The organism is Cobetia amphilecti (assembly GCF_020217465.1).
Classification (GTDB): domain Bacteria; phylum Pseudomonadota; class Gammaproteobacteria; order Pseudomonadales; family Halomonadaceae; genus Cobetia; species Cobetia amphilecti.
In genome coordinates, this window is record NZ_CP084115.1 from 1,601,371 (window position 1) to 1,624,925 (window position 23,555).

A 23,555-nucleotide genomic window follows, 5' to 3' on the forward strand; every position below is an offset into this window, starting at 1 on the left:
TACGCCTGCTGCATGCTTGCGTGATCCGCGGTATGGTCGGCCAATGATTATCCAATGTGGGGTGGAATGCCTTGATGAGATGTTGAGCATTGAGCCCCGTTAGGGAGTGAGCATGAAGAAGTCCGAGGACATATCCTCATCCAAGCGTGTCACCATCACTGAAGTTGCCAAGGAGGCCAACGTCTCGATTGCGGCGGTCTCTCGGGCAATGAATCCTGAAGGCAGCAGCTCCCCCGAGATGCGTAGCCGGATCCTGGCGGTAGCCGAGCGAATGGGGTACAAGCCGAATCGTCTGGCACGAGGCATCAAGTCGCAATCCAGCCTGATCGGGATTCTCGTGACCAATTTCGAGAACCCTGTCTACCTGGCGATTCTCAGCGAATTTTCTGCTGCGATTCAGCGGCATAACTGCCACACCTTGTTGATCAACGTGAATACCGAGAAAAGCATCTCGGAGGCTGTCTCGTTGGTGATGGAATATCATGTCGATGCCTTGATCGTCACTTCTGCATCGGTGCCGCCGGAGTTGGTCGAGGCCTGTGCGAAGCAGAATACGCCTGTGGCCATATTCGGGCGTGATGGAGAAGATTCCGGCGCCTGTGTGGTGACCTGTGACGATGTCGAGATGGGGCGCATGGCAGCAGATCATCTCATTGATCTCGGTTATCGTCGGCTGGCTTATGTGGGGGCGTCGACCAAGGAGCAGGCCACGCTGGATAGAAAGCGTGGCTTCATCGAGCGGCTGGAGCAGCGCGGGCTGACCTTGCATGGCGTGGGGGAAGGGTATCGCCACAGCTACGATGCGGGTTATGAAGCTACCTGTGAGTTGTTCGCAGAGGCGGAGGTCATTCCTGATAGCATCTTCTATTTTGACGATATCATGGCATGTGGCGGCATGGACGCCATACGTCATGAGTTCTCGCACCGCATACCACAGGATATCGGTATCGTCGGGGTGGATGACATTCGCTTTGCCTCAAGCAAATCCTATGATCTGACGACGATCTGCCAGCCATTCACGGAAATGGTCAACAAGACGGTGTCGTTGTTGTTCGCGCGCATCAAGCAAGGTGGCATGGCGCCCAGTCGGGTCATCATGCCGTGTCAGATCACGCAACGCGGGTCGACTCGTCACGTCAACTGACACGCGCACTGCAGAACGCTTGATAGTTTTCTCGTGAAATCTTCTCTGGTGGCGGAGCAGCACTCTCTTGGTAGTCCGCCTGGAATACTGGCGATTCGTTGGCACATCGGTGGATTTTCGTTCTTTCTCGTCCCTTGGTCTAAATGGCTTTGAAAACATTTTCAAAGCCGGTTTGGCTGCGCTAGGCTGCTTGATATGCAGCGTACCAAAGCCAAGGAAAAGCCCCTGTGGTACGCGATAGAACAATAACGCCATCCACGCCTGAAGCCGAGACGCCCAATGACTCAGCAGACACCGCCCTCATTCGATCACCGTTCAAGCTCACAGCAGACAGCGGAACACCAGTCGAGCACTTTGGCCCCCAAAGTGCTGCGCATGGGGATGATCGGGGGAGGCGTTCAGTCTTTCATCGGTCAGGTCCATCGTGCGGCGGCGCAGATGGATGGACGGTATCGTGTCGTCGCCGGTGCGCTGTCATCGAATCCCGAGCGTGCTCGCCAGCAGGCGGAACAACTCAACATCGCACGTGGTTATGGCGATGGTGAATCACTGCTACGCGAGGAAGCTGCCCGCGAAGATGGTGCTGAGGTGATCGCCATTCTCACGCCCAACGATAGTCACTTCGTCCTGGCCAAGCTGGCTCTGGAGCTGGGCTTTCATGTCGTCTGTGAAAAGCCGCTGGTCAATGATCCGGCTCAGGCTCGCGAGCTTGAAGCGATTGCCGAGCGGGCAGGGCTGCGCTTCTGCATGGCCTATGGCTATACCGGTTATCCCATGGTGCGTCAGGCACGCGCCATGATCGAGAATGGCGAGCTCGGTGAAATCCGTCAGCTGCAGTGTGACTACGTTCAGGGGCACCTGGCCTGCCTGACGGATGCGGAAAAGGCAGGCCACGACTGGCATATGGACCCCGCCATCGCGGGGGAGTCGATGATACTCAATGATATCGCGACCCACGCCTTTCATATGCTCGAGTATGTTTCCGGGCTTGAGACCAGTGAATTGAGTGCCGATGTCACGGCCAGCGTGGCCGGACGCGAAGCGCACGATAATGCCAACGTAATGTTGCGCTATGGCAATGGTGCCCGCGGCCTGATGTGGATTACCCAGGCGGCTGCCGGCGCCGAGCATGGCCTGAGCTTCCGGATCTTCGGCAGTCTCGGGGGGCTCGAATGGCATCAGGAAACCCCCAATCAGCTCCTGTTCCGCCGTCTTGATGGCGCTCCTGTGCTGCTCTCCAAAGGGGCAGCGGGACTTCATGAAGCCTCCACGCGCATCTCTCGTGTGGCCTTTGGACACCCCGAAGGTTATCGCGAAGCCTTTTCTTCCCTGTATAGCGACCTCCATGAGGACATCACTGCCTGCCAGCAGGGGACTGAGCCGCACCCATTGGCCTGCTGGTATCCCGACCTGCGCAGTGGTGTGCGTGGTGTCGAGTTCGCCGCCACCGCGCTCGACTCCAGTCGACGAAATGGCGATTGGGTGTCTCTCCCATCACGGCGGACAGTCAATTGACGCGCTGATTCGGCTGTGGAATTGAGATAGCCAATGCCACTTCATTCAGGAATGACGCAATGACGGGCCGCCCTCGAGGCAGCCGGTGCGGATTCTGCTACGCCATTGTTCGGTCAATTACGTTGTAAGGAGTACGGGATGAACAGGAAAGGGGTCGACGATCTGCGCAGTAATCGCTGGTTCAAGCAGGATGATCTGCGCTCTTTCGGGCATCGCTCTCGCGTCAAGCAGATGGGTTACTGGGGAGAGGAGTTCGTCGGCAAGCCGGTGATCGCCATCATCAATACCTGGAACGACCTCAATACCTGCCATTCTCACTTTCCTGAGCGGGTCAAGGATATCAAGCGTGGTATCACGGCAGCGGGGGGCTTTGCTGTCGAACTGCCTGCCATGTCATTGGGTGAGCAATTGATGAAACCCAGCGCCATGATGTATCGCAACATGCTGGCCATGGAAGTCGAGGAATTGCTGCGCAGCTACCCCGTGGATGGCGCCGTGGTCATGGGCGGGTGTGACAAGACCACGCCGGGCGTGCTCATGGGCGCGATCTCCATGAATCTGCCGACCATCTATGTCCCCGCTGGTGCCATGCTGCGCGGCAATTATCGTGGTCAGGTGTTGGGGAGCGGTACGGATGTCTGGAAGTACTGGGATGAGCGACGTATCGGCAACGTCAGTCAGAGTGACTGGAACGAGATCGAGAATGGGATTGCCCGCTCTCCGGGCACTTGCATGACCATGGGCACGGCGGCAACGCTGATGTCGATCGGTGAATCGCTGGGCATGAGCCTGCCGGGGGCCTCAAGCATCCCCGCGGTGGACGCCAATCACAACCGTATGTGCTACGCCAGCGGCAAGCGAGCGGTGGAAATGGTCTGGGAAGATCTCAAGCCGACCGATGTCATGAGCGAGGCCTCCTTTGATAACGCGATTGCTGTCGACATGGCGATCGGTGGTTCGACCAACGCCATCATCCACATCGTGGCCATGGCACGTCGTCTCGGAATCACGCTGCCGATGGAGCGCTTCAACGAGATATCGCGTCGTGTGCCGCTGGTGCTGAACCTCAAGCCTTCCGGCGAATATCTGATGGAAGACTTCTTCTATGCCGGAGGGCTTCCGGCGGTGATGACGAACATCGGCAGTGAGCTGAAGCTCTCCGCGATGACCGTGACCGGCCGCACCCTGGGCGACAACATCGAAGGCGCCAAGGTCTGGCGCCCGGAAGTCATTCTCCCGCTGGACACGCCGGTCAATGCCTCGGGCGGGACTGCCGTACTGACCGGCAGCCTGGCGCCGAAGGGGGCCATCATCAAGCCGACCGCGGCGGACCCTCGTCTGCATGTTCATCAAGGGCCTGCCTATGTGTTCGAGAATATCGCCGACCTCAAGGCGCGTATCGATGATGAAGACCTCCCGGTCACGGCTGACAGCATCATCGTGCTCAAGAATGGCGGACCGGTGGGCGGCCCCGGCATGCCGGAGTGGGGCATGATGCCGATTCCGGCCAAGCTGCTGAAACAGGGCGTGCGCGACATGCTGCGTATCTCCGACTCGCGCATGAGTGGCACCAGCTACGGGAGCTGCATTCTGCATGTGGCGCCGGAAGCCGCCGTCGGCGGCCCGTTGGCCATCGTCAAGACCGGCGACATCATCGCCGTGGATGTCCCCAATCGGCGGCTGGACCTGATGGTCGATGAGGAGGAGATCCAACGTCGACTGGCAGATTGGCAGCCGCCCAAGGACCGGCACCCTCATGGCTATGCCTCTCTCTACAAATCGCATGTCACCCAGGCGGATGAAGGCTGTGACTTCGACTTTGCCAATGGTGCCCCTGGCAGTACTCCTGAGCCCGATATCTATTGAGCGCCGCTGCCTGAAGCAGGGAGATAAGGTCGAGGGTATCGGGGGCAGAGAGATAGAAGGTGTAAGCCCGCAGGGGTATCCACGCATGTGCCATAGCCATCGTCGACGGGAGTCCAGGAAATGGCGGAAATCGAACTGTTGATAGAGAGCCGGGCGGAATTGGGTGAATCCCCGGTCTGGGATGCCAGTCGCAACAGCCTGTTATGGGCGGACCTTTATGCCCCGGCGATCGAGCGCTACTGCCTGAGTGATGGCAAGCGAGAGCGTCGCGTGCTGCCAGAGACCTTGGGTGCCTTCGGGCGCTGTGCCGATGGGCGTTTGATCGTTGCCATGCGTTCGGGTATCCATCTGCTCGATTTCGAGTCGGGTGCACTGGAGTTCCTGGCCTGCCCACCCGGTGAGCCGTTGGCTGGCACGCGCTTCAATGACGGCAAGGTCGCACCGAATGGACAGTTCGTGATCGGCACCATGGATGAAGCGAGCCGCTCCCGGCCGTTGGGGCATTTCTACTCGGTCACGCCTGCGGGCGAGACACATCGTCTGCAGTCAGGCCTCATTGTCGCCAATGGACTGGCCTGGAGTGCTGATGGACGGCGCATGCATTTTGCGGATACGCGGCGCGACACGATCCATGTCGCGGACTACTGCCCGGAAAATGGTGTCATGGGAACGCCGCGAGTGTTTGCCGAGACCCAGCCTGCACTGCACGGTCGCCCCGACGGTGGGGCGATGGATATGGCGGGAGGCTACTGGAGTGCAGGTGTCTTTGGCGGAGTCCTCAATTATTGGGATGCCCAGGGACGTCTGGCGCGCCAGGTCCGCCTGCCATGTCCCGGCCCGACCATGCCGTGCTTTGGCGGGGCCGATATGACAACGCTTTACGTGACCACCTTGCGCAAGGGCATGAGCCCTGAGGCACTGGCCGCAGCCCCCTTGTCTGGCAGTGTCTTCGCGCTGGAGGTCGAGGTGCCGGGTGTCCCCATCGCCACCTTTGCCTCTCGCTCTCCAGCATCACCCGACGTGCTGAATGGAGAACGCTCACCCTCCCTGGACACGACCCGTGAACCTCACGCGTGACTGACCTTGTGGCTGCTCTTGTGCCCCGTCCCTTGTGACCTCCACCGTTGATGAATTCCAGAGGGAGACCCCATGCGCCTCAATCGCCTCAAGCAACGCATTGCCCAAAAAGAGGGCGTCGTGAATGGCTGGCTCTCCATGCCGTGTGCCTTCTCGGCAGAGATCATGGCCCATCAGGGCTGGGACAGCCTGACCATCGACATGCAGCACGGGGTGATCGATTACAGCGATCTGCTGCCGATGCTGACGGCCATCTCCACCACTGACACCGTCCCGCTTGTCCGGGTGCCAAGTCTGGAGCCGGGGTTGATCATGAAGGTGCTGGATGCGGGGGCCTATGGCGTGATTGCGCCTTTGATCAATACGGCCGATGACGCCAGGGCACTGGTGGCCGCCTGTCGTTATCCCCCGCTGGGGATGCGCAGCTTCGGCCCTCATCGCGCCATGCTGTATGGCGGAGCGGATTATGCGAAGCATGCCAATGACGAGATGCTGGTGCTGGGCATGATCGAGACCAGCGAAGGCGTGGCGAACCTGGAAGAGATTCTGGCCGTCGAGGGGCTGGATGGCATCTATATCGGCCCTGCGGATCTGGCGTTGTCACACGGGCACACACCTGGGTTCGATCACGGTGATGGCCCCATGGATATCTTGATCGACGAGATTGTCGCACGGGCTCGGCAGCACGGCAGCGTCATCGGCATTCACAACGGCAGTGCCGCGCATGCGCGACGGATGTTGGCGCGTGGCTGTGATCTGGTCACGGTCGGAGCCGATACACGTCTGTTGATGGCAGGGGCACAGGCAGTACTGAAGGACATGGAGCGCAGCGCGAATCATTGTGAAGGCTATTGAATGCACCTGGCCGTGGCAGTCGTTCGCCTGAGCCAGCGATACGCTATCAGAGGAGAGGCAAAATGAATCAGTTCGCACGTTATCCCAGCCTGGAAGGCCGGCATGTCTTCATCAGTGGCGGCGCCAGCGGCATCGGCGCGACCTTGGTAGAGCATTTCTGTGAGCAGCAGGCGCGAGTGAGTTTCATCGATATCGATGATGCCTCAGGCGAGGCCCTGGCGGCGCGTCTGACCGATCAGGGAGGAGAGGTGCATTACCGACATTGCGATGTGACTGACATCCAGCAGCTGCGCACGGTCATCGAGGCTGCAGCAGATGAGTGGGGGCCGATAGGGGCCCTGGTCAACAATGCCGCGCGTGATACCCGGGTACCGCTCACGGAGCTGGATGTCGAGACATGGGATGACCTTCAGGCCACCAATCTTCGCCATGTGGTGTTTGCCTGTCAGGCAGTCTTTGCCGGGATGCAGGCGGCGGGCGGCGGGTCGATCATCAATTTCAGCTCGCCCAGCTTCCTGCGTCGCTCGCGGGACATCTCGGCCTATTCGAGCGCGAAGGCGGCCACCATCGGTCTGACGCGCACCTTGTCGCGTGACATGGGAGATGCGGGGATTCGCGTCAATACCGTGCTGCCGGGGTGGATCATTACCGAGCGTCAGAAGGCGCTGTGGTGGAATCCCGAGCTGGAGAAGCAGGTATTGGAAAATCAGAGCCTGCACCAGCGGGTACAGCCCGAGGATGTGGCTCGGATGGTGTTGTTCCTGGCAGCGGATGACAGTCGCATGATGACGGCCCAGACCTATATCGTGGATGGTGGCCTCGTCTAGCCATGCTGAAGTGGTCATGGCGTTTTCGCAGAGCGTTTTGGGAGGCTGCGTTTTGCATGCATCACTCCCCATGAAGCGCTTTTCGTGCCAGCGCCACTGGCAACGAGATGGCGGCTTTCGCCGGAGTGGTATCGAGTGCTCCTTGGGATGATCAATAGGATAAGGGTGATCGAAGCGACAGTTTTATAGGCTGCTTCAATCATGCCAAGACATCCTTATTGAACTTTGATCCAAGGAAAGCACTTTTTTTGAAAATGAAGGTGAAAACGTTTTCAAGCGCTGCTAGTGTCTTTTCAAACGGCGAAGAATTCAGCGCTGACCATCATTTTCCTACGTCATCATCACTGAGCTTCAGGTGCGGATTTTTCGACCTGAATGCACACAATAAAACAACGCCATATGCTCGTCGGGAGAGAGGAATGAAAACGATAAAATTGACCGTCTCCGAAGCCATCGCCAGATACCTGGCGGCGCAGAAGATTGAACTTGATGGCAGTGTCGAGACCTTGTTCGGTTGCGGGTTCGCCATCTTTGGCCACGGTAACGTGACCTGTCTGGGGCAGCAGCTGCACAACATCCAGGACACGATCCCGATCTGGCGCGGCCAGAATGAGCAGTCCATGGCGGTTGCCGCCGTTGCCTACGCCAAGGCCAACAAGCGCCAGCGCATCGGGATCGCCAGCACCTCCATCGGGCCGGGTGCCACCAACATGATCACGGCTGCGGGTATTGCGCACACCAACCGCCTTCCATTGCTGATGTTCGCCGGCGATGCCCATGTCTCACGCCTGCCAGACCCGGTGCTGCAGCAGGTCGAGCATGCCCATCAACCAGGCCTGAGCGTCAATGATGCCTTCAAGCCCGTCACTCGCTATTGGGATCGCATCACTCATCCCGCACAGATCATGCAGTCCTTGCCGACAGCGATCGCGACGCTGACGGATCCCGCCAATTGCGGGCCGGTCATGATTTCATTGCCACAGGATATTCAGGGCGTTGCCTATGACTATCCAGAGGCGCTCTTCGAAGAATGCATCCATCATATTCGTCGTCCGGAAGCCGATACGCGTGCTGTACAGGATGCCATTTCCCTGCTGGAAAAGGCGGAGAAGCCGCTGATCATCGCTGGCGGTGGCGTTCATTATTCCGAAGCCAATCAGTTGCTGGCCGACTTTGCACAACGTCGTAATATTCCGGTGGTCGAGACGATTGCGGGCCGTTCTTCGCTGCTGCAATCCCACCCCTGCAATATCGGCCCGATTGGTGTGACTGGCTCGAATTCCGCCAATGCCATGGCGGCACAATGTGATGTGCTGGTGGCCATTGGCACACGCCTGCAGGACTTCACCACCGGATCCTGGTCGGTGTTTCGTAATCCAGCGCTGAAGATCGTGTCAGTCAACGTGGCGCATATGGATGCCATCAAGCATCGCGCCATGGCGGTCATCGGCGATGCTCGCCACACGCTGGAGCGTCTTGATTCCGGGTTGGGTGAATGGCAAGCCGATCAGCGCTGGCTGGAAAAGGGCCAGGCTGAGGTCGCCGAGTGGAAATCCCTGTGCGCCAACCGTGGCGAGATCACGCCCGGCGAGATGGCGTCCTACGCCCAGGTCATTGCCAGCGTCAATGCGGTGCAGGAACCCGGCGATACCGTGCTGACTGCCGCCGGTGGCTTGCCGGCAGAGCTCAACATGAACTGGCAGAGCAAGCAGCTCGGCAAGTTCGATATCGAGTTCGGCTTCTCCTGCATGGGATATGAAGTGGCGGGCGGCTGGGGCGCCAAGATCGCCAATCCCGACAACGAGGTCGTGGTCCTGGTCGGCGATGGCTCCTACATGATGATGAATTCCGACATCTACAGCTCGGTGCTGACGGGCCACAAGATGATCGTGCTGGTGTGTGACAACGCCGGGTTTGCGGTCATCAACAAGCTGCAGAACAACAGTGGCAATCCGTCCTTCAACAACATGCTGGCCGATTGTCGCAGCCAGGCCGATGAGCTGGTACGCGTCGACTTCCTCAAGCATGCCCAGTCGCAAGGTGCCTATGGTGAGCACCTGAGTGACATCAGTGATTTCCGGGCCGCCTACCAGCGCGCCAAGGAGAGCCCGCGGACCTACGTCATCGTGGTGGATATCGATTCCAGCAAGTGGTCTTCCTGTGACTGCTGGTGGGATGTGGGGCTACCCGAAGTCGTCCGCGAGGACGTGGATGAAGCGCAGGTCACCGCCATGAATGCCGGCCGTGTCCATCAGCGTCGCGGGCTCTGATTCTGCGTGAGGCCTGGCGCACACCGCAACGGGCCTCATGAACACGCTTGGAATGACAACGCCAATTACCAGCACCCATGCATTTGCAGGAGAACCCTGATGTTCAATGAAGAACACAATATCGCACCGCTGCGCTGGGCCATGGTCGGTGGTGGCCGTGGCAGTGAAATCGGCCACGCCCATCGTGCTGCTGCCCATCGTGACAACTTGTTCCAGCTGGTCGCCGGTGCCTTCGATCTCGACGCTGAACGCGGGCGTGAATTCGGCACCAACCTGGGACTCGATCCAGAGCGTTGCTACCCGGATTACGCCAGCCTGTTCGAGGCCGAAGCTGCTCGCGAGGACGGCATTCAGGCGGTCAGCATCGCCACGCCCAACAGCACCCACCATGCCATCAGCCTGGCAGCGCTCAAGGCCGGTCTGCATGTGATCTGCGAAAAGCCGGTGACCTTCACGGTTGCCGAGGCCGAGGAGCTCAAGGCCGAAGCACAGGCGCGCGGTCTGGTCTTCGGTGTCATGTATGGCTATAGCGGCTATCAGATGCTGCACCAGGCCCGTGCCATGGTGCAGTCGGGTGAGCTGGGGCAGATCCGCATGGTCAACATGCAATTCGCTCATGGCTTCCATAGCCAGCCGGTCGAACAGGTCAGCAGCGGCGCCAAGTGGCGTACCAGTCCTGCCGTTTCCGGGCCGACTTATGTGCTGGGGGATCTCGGGACGCACATCTTCTATGCCGGCCAGTTCATCACCGGACTCAAGGTCGAACGCCTGATGTGCCACCGCCAGAGTTTCGTGGCCTCGCGTGCGCCGCTGGAAGACAACGCCCAGGTGTTGCTCCAGTACCAGAACGGCGCGGTGGGGTCGCTTTGGGCCAGCGCCGTGAACGCGGGTTCCATGCACCAGCAGAAGATTCGCGTGGTGGGAGAGAAGGCCAGTATCGAGTGGTGGGATGAGTATCCCAACCAGTTGCGTCTGGAAGTGCAGGGCGAGCCGGCCCGCATTCTCGAGCGTGGCATGGGCTATCTCGCCGAAGGCGACAGCGCCGTGAACAGCAATCGCATCGGCGGCGGCCACGCGGAAGGCTTCTTCGAATCCTGGGCCAATGTCTATCACCGCTATGCACTCGCCATGCAGGGCGCCGAAGCGCGCCGTGATGGCAGAAGTACCCAGCATCTCGGTCTGTCAGAGCAGGAGTTGGAGTCGCTCTGGTTCCCCAATATCGACGCCGGTATCGAAGGTGTGCGGTTGCTGGAGTGCTGTGTGGAATCGTCTGACAACGAGAATCGCTGGGTCGCGTTCTGACCTGACTGCCGGCATCTGGAGCGCCTCACTCTGACGCTATCACCGCCATGGATTGGCGGTTGCTGTGAGGTCGCTTCGCCAATGCGCTACTGATGATGGTTATTTCAAAAGACAACGACAACGCCAAAGAGAAGGACATCCTCATGCAAATCAAGCTTTCCAACGCGCCGTGTTCCTGGGGTATCGAGTTTGCCGACAATCCCGCCAACCCCAGCTGGCAGACCGTACTGGATGAGATCGCCGGCGCCGGCTTCAAGGCGACGGAGCTGGGTCCGCTCAACTATCTGCCGACCGAGCAGGCAGCACTGGCGTCCGCGTTGGACAGCCGAGGGCTCGAGCTGATCGCCGGTACCATCTTCAAGCATCTACATGACGCGTCACGTCGTCAGGAAATCCTGGATTACACCCGCGCGACCTGTGAAGTGCTCAAGCCGCAGCAGGGCAACTATATGGTCATCATCGATCACGTCAGCTCGCCGCGCACCGATGAGGCTGGCCAGCAGGAAACCGCGACACGTCTCAATGATGAGCAATGGAACGAGATGATGGTCACTATCCGCCAAGTGGCTGAAATCTGTCAGGAATATGACGTGATGCCGGTGCTTCACCCGCATGCCGGCACCTATATCGAGTATCGTGATGAAGTCGATCGCGCCATGAAAGAGCTGGACTCTGACCTGGTCAAGCTGTGCATCGACACTGGCCATTGCACCTATGCCGGGATCGACCCCGCCGAGCTGATTCGCACCTACGGCGAGCGCGTCGCCTATATCCACTTCAAGGATATTCAGGCGCCGGTGCTGGAAAACGTGGTGAAGGATGGCATCGACTTCTATACCGCCATCGGCCAGGGCGTGTTCTGCCCGCTGGGCCAGGGCTGTGTCGACTTTGATGCGGTTCGCGAGAGTCTGGAATCCATCGGCTATCAAGGCTGGATCACCGTCGAGCAGGACGTGGACCCGACCAAGGACAACAGCGCGCTGGAAAATGCCCGCGAAAGTCGTGAATTCATTGAACGCAGCATTCTTGAAAAGGGCCTGGCGGAAGCCTGATCCGCATGAAGCCCTGTCGTCATCGCGCCAGAAGACGGCAGGGCACGGAAGATACCGCAATGACTTGTCTCGATAGCGTGGTGCGTCAGATGCCACGAGCACTCGAGCCACACCTGCCTCAGCAGTTCTCGTAATACTATAACAATCGATCACGAGAGGTCGTCATGCCCACTTCACACCCCGGTAGCGACACCGCTACCCCCTCAGCATCCACCGATTCCTCCTCACCCGACAATCAAGAAAAGCTGACGCCAGCGCAGCTTGTCTTCCTGATCAAGATCATTCTAGTGGCCGCCCTGGGTGGCCTGCTGTTCGGTTATGACACCGGCGTCATCTCCGGGGCCATCGGGCCCATCGCGCAGTATTTTGATCTGTCCGCCGCCGAGAAGGGCTGGGCAGTCTCATCTGTGGTCATCGGCTGTATCGGTGGCGCACTCATCGCCGGACGGCTGTCCATTGCCTATGGGCGCAAGGCCGTCTTTATGCTGTCAGCGTTGATGTTCACGGCGTCAGCACTGGGATCCGGCCTGGCGAGCACCTTTGATGCCTACATCTGGTGGCGCATTCTCGGCGGGATTGCCGTCGGCATGGCCAGTGTCATGGCACCAATGTATATCTCCGAGATGTCACCCGGTTATATGCGAGGGCGCACCGTCAGTCTGTTCCAGCAATCCGTGGTCTTTGGTCAGATGGTGGTGTTCTTCGTGAACTACTTCATTGCCAAGGGCATGGCGGAAACCTGGATCCTGAATCACGGCTGGCGCTGGATGCTGGGGTCTGAAGCGATCATTTCCATTCTGTTTGCAGTGCTGATTCCTTTCGTGCCCGAATCTCCACGTTGGTTGGTGCTGAAAGGGCGCCTGGACGATGCCCGCCGAGTCTTGGCGCGCTTCTATCATGGCGATGCCATTGAACGCACGCTGGGGGAGATCCAGAAATCCTTCCTGCACAATGAGAGCAAGCGTCACGCGTCGCTGCGTACCAAGGGGATGCTGGGGCTGGTGGCCATCGGGATCTTCATCGCTGCTGCTCAGCAACTGACCGGCATCAATGTGGTGATGTACTACGCACCGGATGTGTTGTCCGCTGTCACTTCCAGCAATGAAGATGCCCTGTTCCAGACCTCCATCATGGGGGTGACCTTCGTCGCCGGTAACCTGCTGGGCATGCTGCTGATCGATAAGGTCGGGCGTCGTCCGTTGTTGATTGCGGGGAGCCTTGGCAGCATTGTCGGCATGACCTTCCTGGGTGTCGTGATCGGCAATGGCGAACCGGGCATCAGTGCCTTGATCGCCCTGATCGTCTATGTCGTCTCGTTTGCCATCTCCTGGGGGTGTGTCTGCTGGACACTGGTCTCCGAGATATTCCCCAATGCCATTCGCGCACGAGCCATGTCACTGGCCGTGGCGGCGCAGTGGCTGCTGGGCTTCATCGTCACTCAGACCTTCCCGATGATGCGCCAGAGCGACTTCCTCAATGAGCTGGTCGGTGGAGGATTCAGCTTCTGGCTCTATGCGGTACTGACCTTCCTCAGTCTGCTGATCGTGCTGCGCTACGTGCCGGAAACCAAGGGCAAGACCCTGGAAGAGCTCGAGAACATCACCGGTAGTCGTCTCAGCAAGCGTCGCCGTCGTCTTTCTCGTCAGGGCTTGCCGCTGACCGCTGAGTAAACCAGGAGCGCTCTGGACTGTTCATCAAGCCGTCGTTATCTACTCCCGCTGGCAATCTTCACGTGCTGGCGGGAGCATGTCTTGCACCGGGCACTATCGTTCTGCCCCGATACCGATGGCATGATCAAAGGACACCAAGCCACAGCCAGAGGACACATGGATGAAGCATAACGTCGCGCGGTATGGCCTGATATTGAATACAGAACGGTTCGAGGAGTGTGTCGCTTTCTATCAAGGTCTTTTCGAACTGCCGCTGATGTTCAGCAAGGAAGATGGCAGTTTCAGGCTGACCTGCCTGTCTTATGGGGCGGGCTATCTGATGATCGAGCAGGGTGGGAAAGCCATTGAAGGCGGCAAGACACCAGAACAAGGTAGCGCCAAGCTACGCTTCAATGTCAGGGATATCGATCAGGCATTGGCAGATGTCAAAGCCTGGGGTATCGACGCCGAAATTGAAGAGACACCATGGGGCAGGACCATACATCTGCATGATCCCGACGGTAACCGGGTGGGGATTCGGGATGAGTCCGGGTTCGAGTTACAGGTCTCGAAATGAGAGCCTAACCCATTTGCACGATATCTTCTGAGAAGGCGAATCGTGTTCGCGTGTTTCTGGCCTCAAACACTTGCCCCTTGCGAGCCATCGCAAAATGATGGCAGGCAAGGGGTAGGTGTTACGACAAGTCAGTCTTGCGATGGCGAGGGTAGAGTATCAACTGCTGGCATTGGCGCTTGCGAGCTCCCGGCGGCGCTTACTTAGACGTGTACCAGTAATATCTTCCAATTCTTCCAGCGTCTTGCCTTTGGTCTCGGGCACATAGCGCATCACGATCAGCATGCTGAGCAAAATCAAGACGGCATATAGCCAGAAACTGAAGCCAGTGCCGAAGGCCGAGTTGAGGAACTCACTCTGACGTAGCATGGGGAAGGATTGGGTGACCACAAACCCCATGAACCATTGAGCCGCCAGAGCGATGGCCATTGCACGGCCGCGGATGGCATTGGGGAAGATTTCTGACAGTAGCGTCCAGCATACGCAGCCCCAAGAGACAGCAAAGGAAACGACATAGACAATAAGCGCCAGTAGTGCGCCGTAGCCAATGGCATCGCGCGAAATGATCAGCCCTAGTGCGCACATACCGATCATGCTGCCAATGCTTCCCGCTATCAGCAGCGGACGGCGGCCGACCTTATCGATGAGTAGCATGCCCAGCAAATTCCCGCCCACGAAGGTCACACCCATGATGGAGGTTTGTAACAGCGCATCTTCACTGCTTGAAGTTACGGTGGAGAGGACTTCCGGCGCGTAATACATCACGACGTTGATTCCTGTCAGCTGCTGGGCGCAGGCCAAGAATGAGCCCAGCACCACTAAACCAAGCAGGCCACGCTCTTTGAGGCTGATGCGATTCTCCAGGGTGGCGTCACGATAGGAAGAGACGATTTCTTTCAGCGTGCTCTCGACACGAGAGGCAGGGGTAAATTTGGCCAACACTCCGCGTGCTTGCTCGTGTCGTCCACGGAGGACCAACCAGCGAGGTGATTCGGGAATGAACATCAACAGAATGGCAAACAACAGGGCGGGCAAGGCTTCTGATCCCAGCATCCAGCGCCAGCCATGCTCAATGATCCAGGCCTCTGCCATGCCCTTGGCAATGAAGTAATTCACGAAGAAAACGACCATCTGACCAAAGACGATCGATTGCTGGAACAGGCTGACAGTGCGGCCTCGCAGGTGGCCTGGTGACATTTCTGATATGTACATCGGGGCGACGACACTTGCCAGGCCGACGGCCATACCACCGATGACTCGCCAGATACTGTAAACGGTGAAGTCCGTAGCTGTCGCTGAGCCAATGGCAGACAGGAAAAAGAGGATGGCAGCAATCAGGAAGGCCATACGCCTTCCGAATCGAATAGAGACCCAGCCTGCACAGATGGCGCCGCCGATACAGCCGATAACCACAGACGATACGGCCCAACCTTTCTCTGCTGGTGCTAATTGGAAGTAATCCGTGATGGGACCGATAGCACCTGAGATGACGCCGGTGTCATACCCGAATAGCAGTCCCCCTAGGGTTGCAATCAGCGTGATACGAATCAGATAGCCCAGTTGTCCTTTGGTCAGCCCCTGATGTTCGGAGCCGGTCTTGTGATGTGTCGATCCTGACGTGACTGGCATGCATGTCCTCCAGCGTCATGCTTGTGCAAGACGCGGTTGGCCAGGGTTCCGGCGGGTTGGCGTGGCCGGTCCTGATATTGTTCTGTTCTGAGGATGGACGTCTTAACGTTCTTGGCCCATGCGGGCCTATCCATCCTGACAAGACCGGAGCCAGCCATAAGGCTGACTCCGATATAGTGGGCACTATGAAGTTAGATTGCGGTAGCGGGGGCGAATTTCTCGCGGAGCGCTGTAACGCTCAGTGACAACTGATGTTCAAGCTTGGTGAGGTAGTCGCCCTCTTTGACAGGAGTGAAGGGGTCAGGGCCCATAGCTGGCGCCTCGATGATAATCGGCCCTGGATAACCCATTTCAGCCAGTTGTTCGAATTGTGGCTGCAGGGCGCTGTGGCCTTGGCCAATTCCGCCTCGATTGGAATCTGCGACGTGGTAAAGGCCGAGCTGCTGGCCGGTCTGCGCCAGTGCCTTCACAGGGTCGGCTTCCTCGATGTTCATGTGATAAGCGTCCAGCAACACTTGCAGCTGATCGCTGCCGACATCCTTGATCAGTTGGCGGCATTGCTCCCCAGTATTGATCAGGTGAGATTCGTAGCGGTTGAGCACTTCGAAAACCAAAGGTACCTGCCGCTCTGCAGCATAGGCACAGATTGGCCTGAGGAATTCAACGAGATAGCCGTATTCAGTGGCATGATCGCTACCTGCGGAGGGGCGGATGCGTCCCACCAACCCATGGAGTGATACTCGAGCACCGCCAATTGCATGCGCAAAATCAATAAGATCTCGGTAATACTTATCAGCGGCTTCCCGATCTGATGCATCCGGAGATGCCGGATCACAGTCACCCGGCGTCAGGGAAAAGACTTGCAGGTTGTGCTTCTGGCACAAGCCCAGTACATACTCGGGAGTAAAGCTTTCCAAGTCTCCGTGCAGCTCGACACCGTCAAACCCCAAGCGCGAGACGCGCTCAAAGGTATTTTCCAGAGAGATCGGGCCGAAAGTCCAAGTGCAGACACCTAGTTTCATGAATGACTCCATTGATCGCTATTGTTGTTGAAGGAAGTGAGTGCCCCCTGCCAGGATTAGATGTATGGCAGGGGGAGACATCAAAGTGTTGGCATCGTGAAGTGGCTTGTCTGCTCGCTTCTGAGTCCATCCGGCCAGCGAGTCGTTACGGCCTTCATGCGGGTATAGAAACGCACACCATCCGGGCCGTGCATGTGAAGCGGACCAAAGAGTGAGCGCTTCCAGCCGCCAAAGCTATGGAATGCCATCGGCACAGGGATGGGGACGTTTACGCCGACCATGCCGACCTGAATACGGGTGGTGTATTGGCGGGCAGCATCACCGTCGCGAGTGAAGATGGCCGTGCCATTGCCATACTCGTGGGCATTGATGAGAGAAATCGCCTCGTCGAGTGATTCCTGGCGAACCAGACACAAAACCGGCCCGAAAATTTCTTCGGCATAGATGCGCATATCTGGGCGCACATGATCAAAGAGGGTAGCGCCCACGAAATAGCCGTTCTCGTGCCCGGGAACCTTGATGTCACGGCCATCCACGACCAGCTCCGCACCTTGCTCGACACCGCTGTCGATGAACTCGATGACCTTGTCGGCATGCACGCGCGAGATCAGCGGTCCCATGTCATTTTCTTGCCCCTCGACTTCGCCGGGGCCAACTCGCAGGGTGGCCATCCGCTCGAGGATCTTGTCACGCAGTCGCTGAGCGGTTTGCTCACCGATCGGTACTGCGACGGAGATCGCCATGCAGCGCTCACCAGCACTGCCGTACGCCGCTCCCATCAGAGCGTCTGCGGCCTGATCCAGATCGGCATCCGGCATCACGACCATATGATTCTTCGCCCCCCCCAGGGCCTGAACACGCTTGCCATGTGCAGAAGCTGTGGAATAGATGTATTCGGCGATCGGGGTGGAACCGACAAAGGAAACGGCCTCGACGCGCTCATCGGTCAGCAGGACATCGACGGCTTCCTTGTCCCCATTGACGACGTTGAATACGCCCGGCGGCAGTCCGGCTTCTGTCAGCAGTTCTGCCATGCGCAGTGGAGCAGAGGGATCTTTCTCCGAAGGCTTCATGATGAAGGTATTGCCGGTAGCCAGGGCAATGGGGAACATCCACATCGGTACCATGGCCGGGAAGTTGAACGGGGCGATGCCTGCGCAGACACCTAGCGGTTGCATCAGAGAGTGGCTGTCTACGCCGGTACCGACGTTAAGAGAGTGTTCACCTTTTTGAAGGTGAGGCATGCCACAGGCGAATTCGACGACTTCCATGCCGCGAGTCACCTCACCGAGCGCATCCGAATGCACTTTGCCGTGCTCACGCGAAATCAGTGTGGCGAGTTCGTCGCTATGCTTTTCCAGCAGTGCCTTGAAGCGGAACAGGATGCGTGAGCGCTTGAGGGCTGAGGTGTTGGACCAGCCGGGGAAGGCGGCGCTGGCGGCAGCAATGGCGGAGCGGGTTTCCTCGGCACTGGCCAGTGACACACTTGCGGACTGCTCGCCCGTGGCCGGGTTGTAGACTGGTGCATTACGACCGCTGTCGCCGGGTTGCGTTTGACCATTGATGAAGTGATGTAACTGTTGCATGAACGTGTCCTCGTGGAGAGTGGTATTGGCGCTGACTCAAGCGAAGTGATCTGAGTCGTGCGGGCTGTCTATGCAGCCTAGTGGCCTAGAGCCGGCTCCCTCCGTGCGCAGAGGAATAAGAACCGTTCTATTTGTTGAGCGCGGTTGCCACATCATCCCGGCCCAAATATTTCGGATAACTTTGAAATGGCAGATGAATCAGGCGTTGATCAGCTCTGCCTCGCGTGCGAGATGAGCCAGATTGTCGTGACCGAGCGTTGCGTAGGTCAGCGGGTCGGCGACGGCAGGGTCTTGCTCGGCCTCTACAACCAGCCAGCGATCATCGTGCTGACCATATCCCTGACGCTTCAGCTCGGTGAAAAGCGCGGCAAAGTCAACACCGCCGTCTCCCGGCACGGTGAAAACGCCATCCAGTACGGCATCCAGGAAGGACTTGTCACGGTTGATCGCGTTGTCCATCAGTGCCATACGGATGTCCTTGCAGTGGACGTGGGTAATGCGTTTGCCATGCTTGCGTGCCACAGCGACGGGATCGCCACCGGCATAGGTCAGGTGACCGGCATCCAGCAACAGCTTCACGTGTTGTGTGGAGGCCATCAAACGGTCCACATCGGCTTCACTCTCGATGACGGTGCCCATGTGATGGTGATAAGCCATTTCCACGCCTTGAGACGCCATCTCTTTTGCGACAGCATCCAGGCCGGTTGTTAAACGCTCCCAATCGGCATCATTCATGACGGGGCGGCGTGAGACAGGAGTGTCTTGATCCCCATGTACACAGCGGCTGACTTCGCAATACACCATGACAGTAGCGCCACACGTCTTGAGCAGCTGAAGATGATCATTCAGGGCTTCCAGCTCTTCCTCGACGCTACGCTCCAGCAGGCGGCTTGAGTACCAGCCAGATACCAACGCCAGATCGTGAGCATTGAGTACCTGAGACAGGGCGTCGGGGGTGCGCGGGAATTTGTTTCCTAGCTCGAAACCAGCAAAACCTGCCTGGCGGCCTTCGCTGAGACATACCTCCAGCGGTGTGTCGGCACCGAGGCTCGGTAGATCATCATTGGTCCAGGTCAGCGGGTTGATGCCTAGGCGAATGCTCATGGCGGTATCCTTCTTCGAGATATTGAGTGTGCAAGGAGGCACCGTGGCCTCCGAGGGCATGGCGTAGACTCAGGGCCGGAGAGGCTGGCTGCACCCGACCCTGTGGATGTTTTAGTGAGCTTGTTGCTGTTTTTGCGTCACATAGCCCTGGTAGGCGTCACGGACCTCAGTACGTTCGCTGACCTCGGGAATGGCGACCTCCCACCAGTGCCCGCCTTCCTGGGTGGAGGGCAACGGATCAGTGTCTAGCGCGATGACGTAGGTTGTCTCTGAGGCCCGGGCACGCTCGAGGGCGGCTTCCAGTTCGCCAATCCCTGTGACCTGTTCGGCCTGACAGCCCAGCGCACGAGCGTGTGCCGCAAAATCCACCTTGGGAGCGCCTTCCGGAACGGTGCGACAGTCCTTGAGCAGATTGTTGAAACCGGCACCGCCAGTCGCGTGTTGTAGGCGATTGATGCAGCCGTAGCCTCGGTTATCGAGCACGACGACGGTCAATTTGTGGCCCAGCATCACTGAGGTGGCCAGCTCGGAGTTAAGCATCAGGTAACTACCGTCTCCCACTACGACGGTCACATCACGCGATGGGTGAGCCATCTTGACGCCCATCCCGCCGGCCAGTTCATAGCCCATGCATGAGAAGCCATATTCCACGTGATAACTGCCGGGGACAGTGGCTGCCCATAGCTTGTGAAGCTCACCTGGTAAGCCGCCGGCGGCACAGACCACGGTGGTGTCTTCTGTCGCTTGACGATTTACGGCACCGAGTACCTGAGCATCGGTTGGCAGCGAGAGTGCCTGGTCAGCCATCACGCTTTCCCTGACCGCTTCCCATTCCTGCTTGAGCCCAGATTGGCGTTGCACCCAGCTATCTGGTGCAGCCCAGTCGGCTAGCCCCGTCGTTAAAGCTTCTATTCCGCGCAGTGCGTCGCACTGCAGCTGCTGTGCGCCATGCTTGACGGCATCGAAGCGACCGACATTGAGGCTGATGAGTGTTTGATCGGCGGCTTCAAAGAGCGTGCGAGAGCCGCTGGTAAAGTCTTGGAGTCGTGAACCGATGGCCAGAATGACATCTGCTTCACGTGCCAGCTGATTGGCGCTGGCCGCGCCCGTCACCCCAATCGCGCCCATATTGCGAGCGTGGCTCCAAGGCAGGGCACCTTTGCCTGCCTGTGTTTCGACCACGGGGATACCGTGCTGCTCGGCAAAGGTGGATAGAGCATCGCACGCCTCGCTGTAGTGCACGCCACCGCCTGCAATCAAAAGTGGGCGCTTGGCTGAGCGGAGCGTGTCTAACGCCATCACAAGCTCTTCCTGGGCGACAGGAGCACGGCGGATACGATGGAGCTGGCGGTCGAAGAAATCGGTAGGCCAGTCGTATGCTAGCGTCTGGACGTCCTGTGGCAGACACAGGGTGGCAGGGCCGCAGTCCACGGGATCCAACAGCGTCGCCAATGCTTGGGGAAGGCTGGTCAGCAACTGTTCCGGCCGTGTGATGCGATCAAAGAAGCGCGAAACAGGTCGGAAGCAATCATTGACGCTCAGGCCGGGGTCGTTGAAATGTTCGACCTGTTGAAGCACCGGATCTGGTGCGCGGCTGGCGAAGGTGTCACCGGGCAAGAACAGCACCGGTAATCGGTTGACATGGGCAAGCCCGGCAGAGGTCACCATGTTGGTGGCACCAGGTCCGATGGACGAGGTGCACGCCATGATTCGGCGACGGTTGTTCGCCTTGGCATAGGCGATGGCAGCATTGGCCATGCCTTGTTCGTTATGAGCACGATAGGTGGGGAACGCATCACTTGCAGCGTGCAAGGCCTCGCCAAGGCCTGCCACATTGCCGTGGCCGAAGATGGCAAAGCAGCCACCGAACAAGGGGACTTCCTGTCCGTTTTGCTCGATATATTGCGCACTCAGGTATCGCACCAATGCCTGAGCGACTGTCAGGCGCACGGTACCCGGCGCTGCCGCTGAGTGAGAAACAGAGCTCATTGCAGGACTCCTTCTGCGAGCGTGGTGGCAGGACTGGCATCCTCTGCGTTGCAATAGGCATCACGCAGTTTCTGCCAATGGGTAATCAATTCGAGATAGTTGTCAGCGGCCTGTCGGGTCAGGGTCGCGTCATCGATAGTGCCCGAAAGCCAAGCTTGGCTGGGGGCGGTGAATAATGTACGGCCGACGGTGAACCCTTTGCAGATCGGGAAACGTGCTGCCTGTTCGAATCCACGCTTTACGTCTTCGATGGGGGCATCCAGTCCCAGAAGTACGACACCGTGACACCAGCTATCGCGTGTACTGATGATTTGATTCACCTTTTCCCAGCCCTGGGCTGTAAGAGCCGGAAGTTTCCACCAATCGGGACGAATGCCGAGGTTGTAGAGACGCTCCAGACTGCGCGGAATGGTGGTCTCATCGCAGGTGGGGGCGTCTGCCTGACGTGGCGGAATCACTTCAATCAGCAGTTCATGTCCGGAAATGCAGCAAGCGTCATACAGCTGGCGCAAGCGGGCTTCCTGGTCAAGGCGCAGTGTGGCTTCGTCATCGGGGTGGTAGAACACCAGGCACTTCACGATGTGGTGGCGCGGCCAGCGTCTCAGCTGGCTACCGATGTCATCGCCATGCTGGAAGCGAAGTGGGCGTGAGCTGGGGAGCTCGACCGGGCGGCCGACCCACCATTCCAGTTCAGCGGTGTCATTGAGTGCATCCTGGCCCAAGACATCATCACAGAGGATCGCCGGCCGTGTGATGCCGGCCTGCTGTGCCGCTGTGCGGGTGGCTTGTACCAGTAACTGCTTCAAGCGAGGCAGGCGATCGGGGTTACCTTCGACATCGCGTGCCATGTCCAGGAATTGACGGCGATGGTCGAATGCCAGTCCCAGCACGCTGTCCCAGTGCGCTACACGACGGGTGGTGACGCGATGCAAGTGGGTTAGATGATCATCAAGATCCGGGCGAGGCACGGACTCGCGGCGGCTCAGATAATCGAACAGTTCCGCTTCTGTGGGCATGGCTGGTGCACACCCGTGACGGGACACCACCAAGGCGCCGCACGCGTTGGCGTAATGGCCGCAAGTTTCCCAACTTTCATCGCGCAGGTAGCCACGCAGGAAACCGCTCATGAAAGCATCGCCGGCACCGAGTACATTCATGACCTCGACCTTGACGCCCTCGACCAGAATGCCGTCTTCAAGTTGTTGCGGGATCTCTTCTTCGAAGATGACGCAGCCACGCGCCCCTATCTTGCACACGAGCACTGCCTCGCTATGACGGCGAACTTCACGCAGCGCTTCTAGCGTGTCGGTACTGTTGCCGGCAATGTGAAACTCTTCTTCCGTGCCGACGATCAGGTCAAAGTCGCCAAGCCAACGTGCCATGTGCTGGCTTACGCTTTCATCCGCGACGAACCGAGTCTCGCCATCGCCAATGCTGGTCAGCCCCCAGAGTACTGGCCGGTAGTCGATGTCCAAGACACGCTTTACACCAGCGTTTCGTGCAGCATCCAGTGCCTTGCGAGCAGCGCGCTGCGTACGCGGTGTAGAGAGATGAGTGCCGGTGATGGCTAAGGCACGTGCTCGGGAGATAAATGCCGGATCGACATCATCTTCATCAATGGCCATGTCAGCACAGTCGTTACGAACAAAGAGTAGGGGGAACTGGTCTTTGTCCTTGATGCCGAGGAGCACTAGGCCCGTCAGGCGTTCAGGATCGCGGATTAAGTGGCTGACATCACAACCGGCCGAGGTGAGCTCTTCGCGCAGAAATTCCCCCATCTGCTCGTTGCCAACTCGAGCTAGCATCGAGGATTTGAGTCCAAGGCGTGCCGTACCATACGCCATATTGCCGGAGCTCCCGCCCAGGTATTTCTTGAAGCTGGTGGCGTCCTCGAGACGCGCACCGATCTGTTCAGCGTAGAGGTCAACGGCGACGCGGCCGAGGCAAATGACATCCAGATCCGGTGAGTGAGGAGAGTGGCGCGTCATGGGCATATCCCTTAATGGGCCGGTGTTACCCGGCATTGACAATAATCGATGTAGATCGAGGTATCGGGGGGAGCCCCGTAGTGCTTATTGATGATCTACGTGTACG

The 23,555-nt window shown here is 58.5% G+C and carries 17 protein-coding genes; 11 read left to right on the forward strand and 6 right to left on the reverse strand.

The window, feature by feature from the left end:
* Positions 1-112: 112 nt before the first annotated feature.
* From LCW13_RS06890 to LCW13_RS06940, 11 genes are all read left to right on the forward strand, one after another.
* Positions 113-1,144 (forward strand): LacI family DNA-binding transcriptional regulator, encoded by a 1,032-nt coding sequence (locus LCW13_RS06890; RefSeq protein ID WP_225347885.1) that lies wholly within the window; start codon positions 113-115, stop codon positions 1,142-1,144.
* 375 nt (positions 1,145-1,519) lie between these two features.
* Positions 1,520-2,659 carry a Gfo/Idh/MocA family protein gene (locus LCW13_RS06895; protein WP_225347887.1) on the forward strand — a complete coding sequence of 380 codons (1,140 nt, stop codon included), beginning with the start codon at positions 1,520-1,522 and terminating at the stop codon, positions 2,657-2,659.
* A 138-nt stretch (positions 2,660-2,797) separates the two neighbouring features.
* The gene (gene araD, locus LCW13_RS06900; protein WP_225347888.1) at positions 2,798-4,525 is read left to right on the forward strand and encodes an L-arabinonate dehydratase; all 1,728 of its coding nucleotides are present in this window, start codon (positions 2,798-2,800) and stop codon (positions 4,523-4,525) included.
* 120 nt (positions 4,526-4,645) lie between these two features.
* Complete coding sequence (locus LCW13_RS06905) at positions 4,646-5,602, forward strand: SMP-30/gluconolactonase/LRE family protein (RefSeq protein WP_215824245.1); 957 nt, start codon at positions 4,646-4,648, stop codon at positions 5,600-5,602.
* A gap of 72 nt (positions 5,603-5,674) precedes the next feature.
* Positions 5,675-6,457 (forward strand): HpcH/HpaI aldolase family protein, encoded by a 783-nt coding sequence (locus tag LCW13_RS06910; protein WP_225347889.1) that lies wholly within the window; start codon positions 5,675-5,677, stop codon positions 6,455-6,457.
* Positions 6,458-6,519: 62 nt separating this feature from the next.
* On the forward strand, positions 6,520-7,284 hold the full coding sequence (locus LCW13_RS06915; protein ID WP_192837993.1) for an SDR family NAD(P)-dependent oxidoreductase: 765 nt from the start codon (positions 6,520-6,522) through the stop codon (positions 7,282-7,284).
* Positions 7,285-7,703: 419 nt separating this feature from the next.
* The gene (gene iolD / locus LCW13_RS06920; protein WP_131431787.1) at positions 7,704-9,554 is read left to right on the forward strand and encodes a 3D-(3,5/4)-trihydroxycyclohexane-1,2-dione acylhydrolase (decyclizing); all 1,851 of its coding nucleotides are present in this window, start codon (positions 7,704-7,706) and stop codon (positions 9,552-9,554) included.
* 99 nt (positions 9,555-9,653) lie between these two features.
* Positions 9,654-10,856, forward strand: a complete 1,203-nt coding sequence (locus LCW13_RS06925; RefSeq protein ID WP_054555846.1) for a Gfo/Idh/MocA family protein — start codon at positions 9,654-9,656, stop codon at positions 10,854-10,856.
* Positions 10,857-10,999: 143 nt separating this feature from the next.
* Complete coding sequence (locus LCW13_RS06930; protein ID WP_215824247.1) at positions 11,000-11,908, forward strand: TIM barrel protein; 909 nt, start codon at positions 11,000-11,002, stop codon at positions 11,906-11,908.
* A 164-nt stretch (positions 11,909-12,072) separates the two neighbouring features.
* Entirely contained in the window at positions 12,073-13,578 is a 1,506-nt protein-coding gene (locus tag LCW13_RS06935) for a sugar porter family MFS transporter (RefSeq protein ID WP_225347890.1), read from the forward strand.
* A gap of 160 nt (positions 13,579-13,738) precedes the next feature.
* On the forward strand, positions 13,739-14,134 hold the full coding sequence (locus LCW13_RS06940; protein ID WP_192837996.1) for a VOC family protein: 396 nt from the start codon (positions 13,739-13,741) through the stop codon (positions 14,132-14,134).
* A gap of 156 nt (positions 14,135-14,290) precedes the next feature.
* On the opposite strand, the gene LCW13_RS06945 is transcribed toward LCW13_RS06940, so the two are convergent.
* From LCW13_RS06945 to LCW13_RS06970, 6 genes are all read right to left on the reverse strand, one after another.
* Positions 14,291-15,760 (reverse strand): sugar porter family MFS transporter, encoded by a 1,470-nt coding sequence (locus LCW13_RS06945; protein ID WP_192837997.1) that lies wholly within the window; start codon positions 15,758-15,760, stop codon positions 14,291-14,293.
* A gap of 191 nt (positions 15,761-15,951) precedes the next feature.
* Positions 15,952-16,782, reverse strand: coding sequence for a sugar phosphate isomerase/epimerase family protein (locus LCW13_RS06950; RefSeq protein WP_225347891.1), 831 nt, complete (start codon positions 16,780-16,782; stop codon positions 15,952-15,954).
* Positions 16,783-16,862: 80 nt separating this feature from the next.
* Positions 16,863-18,368, reverse strand: a complete 1,506-nt coding sequence (locus LCW13_RS06955; protein WP_192837999.1) for a CoA-acylating methylmalonate-semialdehyde dehydrogenase — start codon at positions 18,366-18,368, stop codon at positions 16,863-16,865.
* 198 nt (positions 18,369-18,566) lie between these two features.
* A complete protein-coding gene (gene iolE, locus LCW13_RS06960; protein WP_225347892.1) occupies positions 18,567-19,472 on the reverse strand; it encodes a myo-inosose-2 dehydratase in 906 nt (301 codons plus the stop codon).
* A gap of 111 nt (positions 19,473-19,583) precedes the next feature.
* Positions 19,584-21,461, reverse strand: a complete 1,878-nt coding sequence (gene iolD / locus LCW13_RS06965) for a 3D-(3,5/4)-trihydroxycyclohexane-1,2-dione acylhydrolase (decyclizing) (protein ID WP_215824253.1) — start codon at positions 21,459-21,461, stop codon at positions 19,584-19,586.
* A complete protein-coding gene (locus LCW13_RS06970) occupies positions 21,458-23,449 on the reverse strand; it encodes a bifunctional 5-dehydro-2-deoxygluconokinase/5-dehydro-2-deoxyphosphogluconate aldolase (protein WP_215824254.1) in 1,992 nt (663 codons plus the stop codon). The genes iolD (LCW13_RS06965) and LCW13_RS06970 overlap by 4 nt, the downstream gene beginning before the upstream one ends.
* Positions 23,450-23,555 lie beyond the last annotated feature (106 nt).

Excerpts from the sequence above, each read along its gene's own strand:
- LCW13_RS06955 (WP_192837999.1), bottom strand. The coding sequence starts at position 18,368 with ATGCAACAGTTACATCACTTCATCAATGGTCAAACGCAACCCGGCGAC.
- iolE (WP_225347892.1), bottom strand. The coding sequence starts at position 19,472 with ATGAGCATTCGCCTAGGCATCAACCCGCTGACCTGGACCAATGATGAT.
- araD (WP_225347888.1), top strand. The coding sequence starts at position 2,798 with ATGAACAGGAAAGGGGTCGACGATCTGCGCAGTAATCGCTGGTTCAAG.
- LCW13_RS06945 (WP_192837997.1), bottom strand. The coding sequence starts at position 15,760 with ATGCCAGTCACGTCAGGATCGACACATCACAAGACCGGCTCCGAACAT.
- LCW13_RS06905 (WP_215824245.1), top strand. The coding sequence starts at position 4,646 with ATGGCGGAAATCGAACTGTTGATAGAGAGCCGGGCGGAATTGGGTGAA.
- LCW13_RS06930 (WP_215824247.1), top strand. The coding sequence starts at position 11,000 with ATGCAAATCAAGCTTTCCAACGCGCCGTGTTCCTGGGGTATCGAGTTT.
- LCW13_RS06925 (WP_054555846.1), top strand. The coding sequence starts at position 9,654 with ATGTTCAATGAAGAACACAATATCGCACCGCTGCGCTGGGCCATGGTC.
- LCW13_RS06970 (WP_215824254.1), bottom strand. The coding sequence starts at position 23,449 with ATGACGCGCCACTCTCCTCACTCACCGGATCTGGATGTCATTTGCCTC.
- LCW13_RS06895 (WP_225347887.1), top strand. The coding sequence starts at position 1,520 with ATGGGGATGATCGGGGGAGGCGTTCAGTCTTTCATCGGTCAGGTCCAT.
- LCW13_RS06915 (WP_192837993.1), top strand. The coding sequence starts at position 6,520 with ATGAATCAGTTCGCACGTTATCCCAGCCTGGAAGGCCGGCATGTCTTC.
- iolD (WP_215824253.1), bottom strand. The coding sequence starts at position 21,461 with ATGAGCTCTGTTTCTCACTCAGCGGCAGCGCCGGGTACCGTGCGCCTG.
- LCW13_RS06935 (WP_225347890.1), top strand. The coding sequence starts at position 12,073 with ATGCCCACTTCACACCCCGGTAGCGACACCGCTACCCCCTCAGCATCC.
- LCW13_RS06950 (WP_225347891.1), bottom strand. The coding sequence starts at position 16,782 with ATGAAACTAGGTGTCTGCACTTGGACTTTCGGCCCGATCTCTCTGGAA.
- iolD (WP_131431787.1), top strand. The coding sequence starts at position 7,704 with ATGAAAACGATAAAATTGACCGTCTCCGAAGCCATCGCCAGATACCTG.
- LCW13_RS06890 (WP_225347885.1), top strand. The coding sequence starts at position 113 with ATGAAGAAGTCCGAGGACATATCCTCATCCAAGCGTGTCACCATCACT.
- LCW13_RS06910 (WP_225347889.1), top strand. The coding sequence starts at position 5,675 with ATGCGCCTCAATCGCCTCAAGCAACGCATTGCCCAAAAAGAGGGCGTC.
- LCW13_RS06940 (WP_192837996.1), top strand. The coding sequence starts at position 13,739 with ATGAAGCATAACGTCGCGCGGTATGGCCTGATATTGAATACAGAACGG.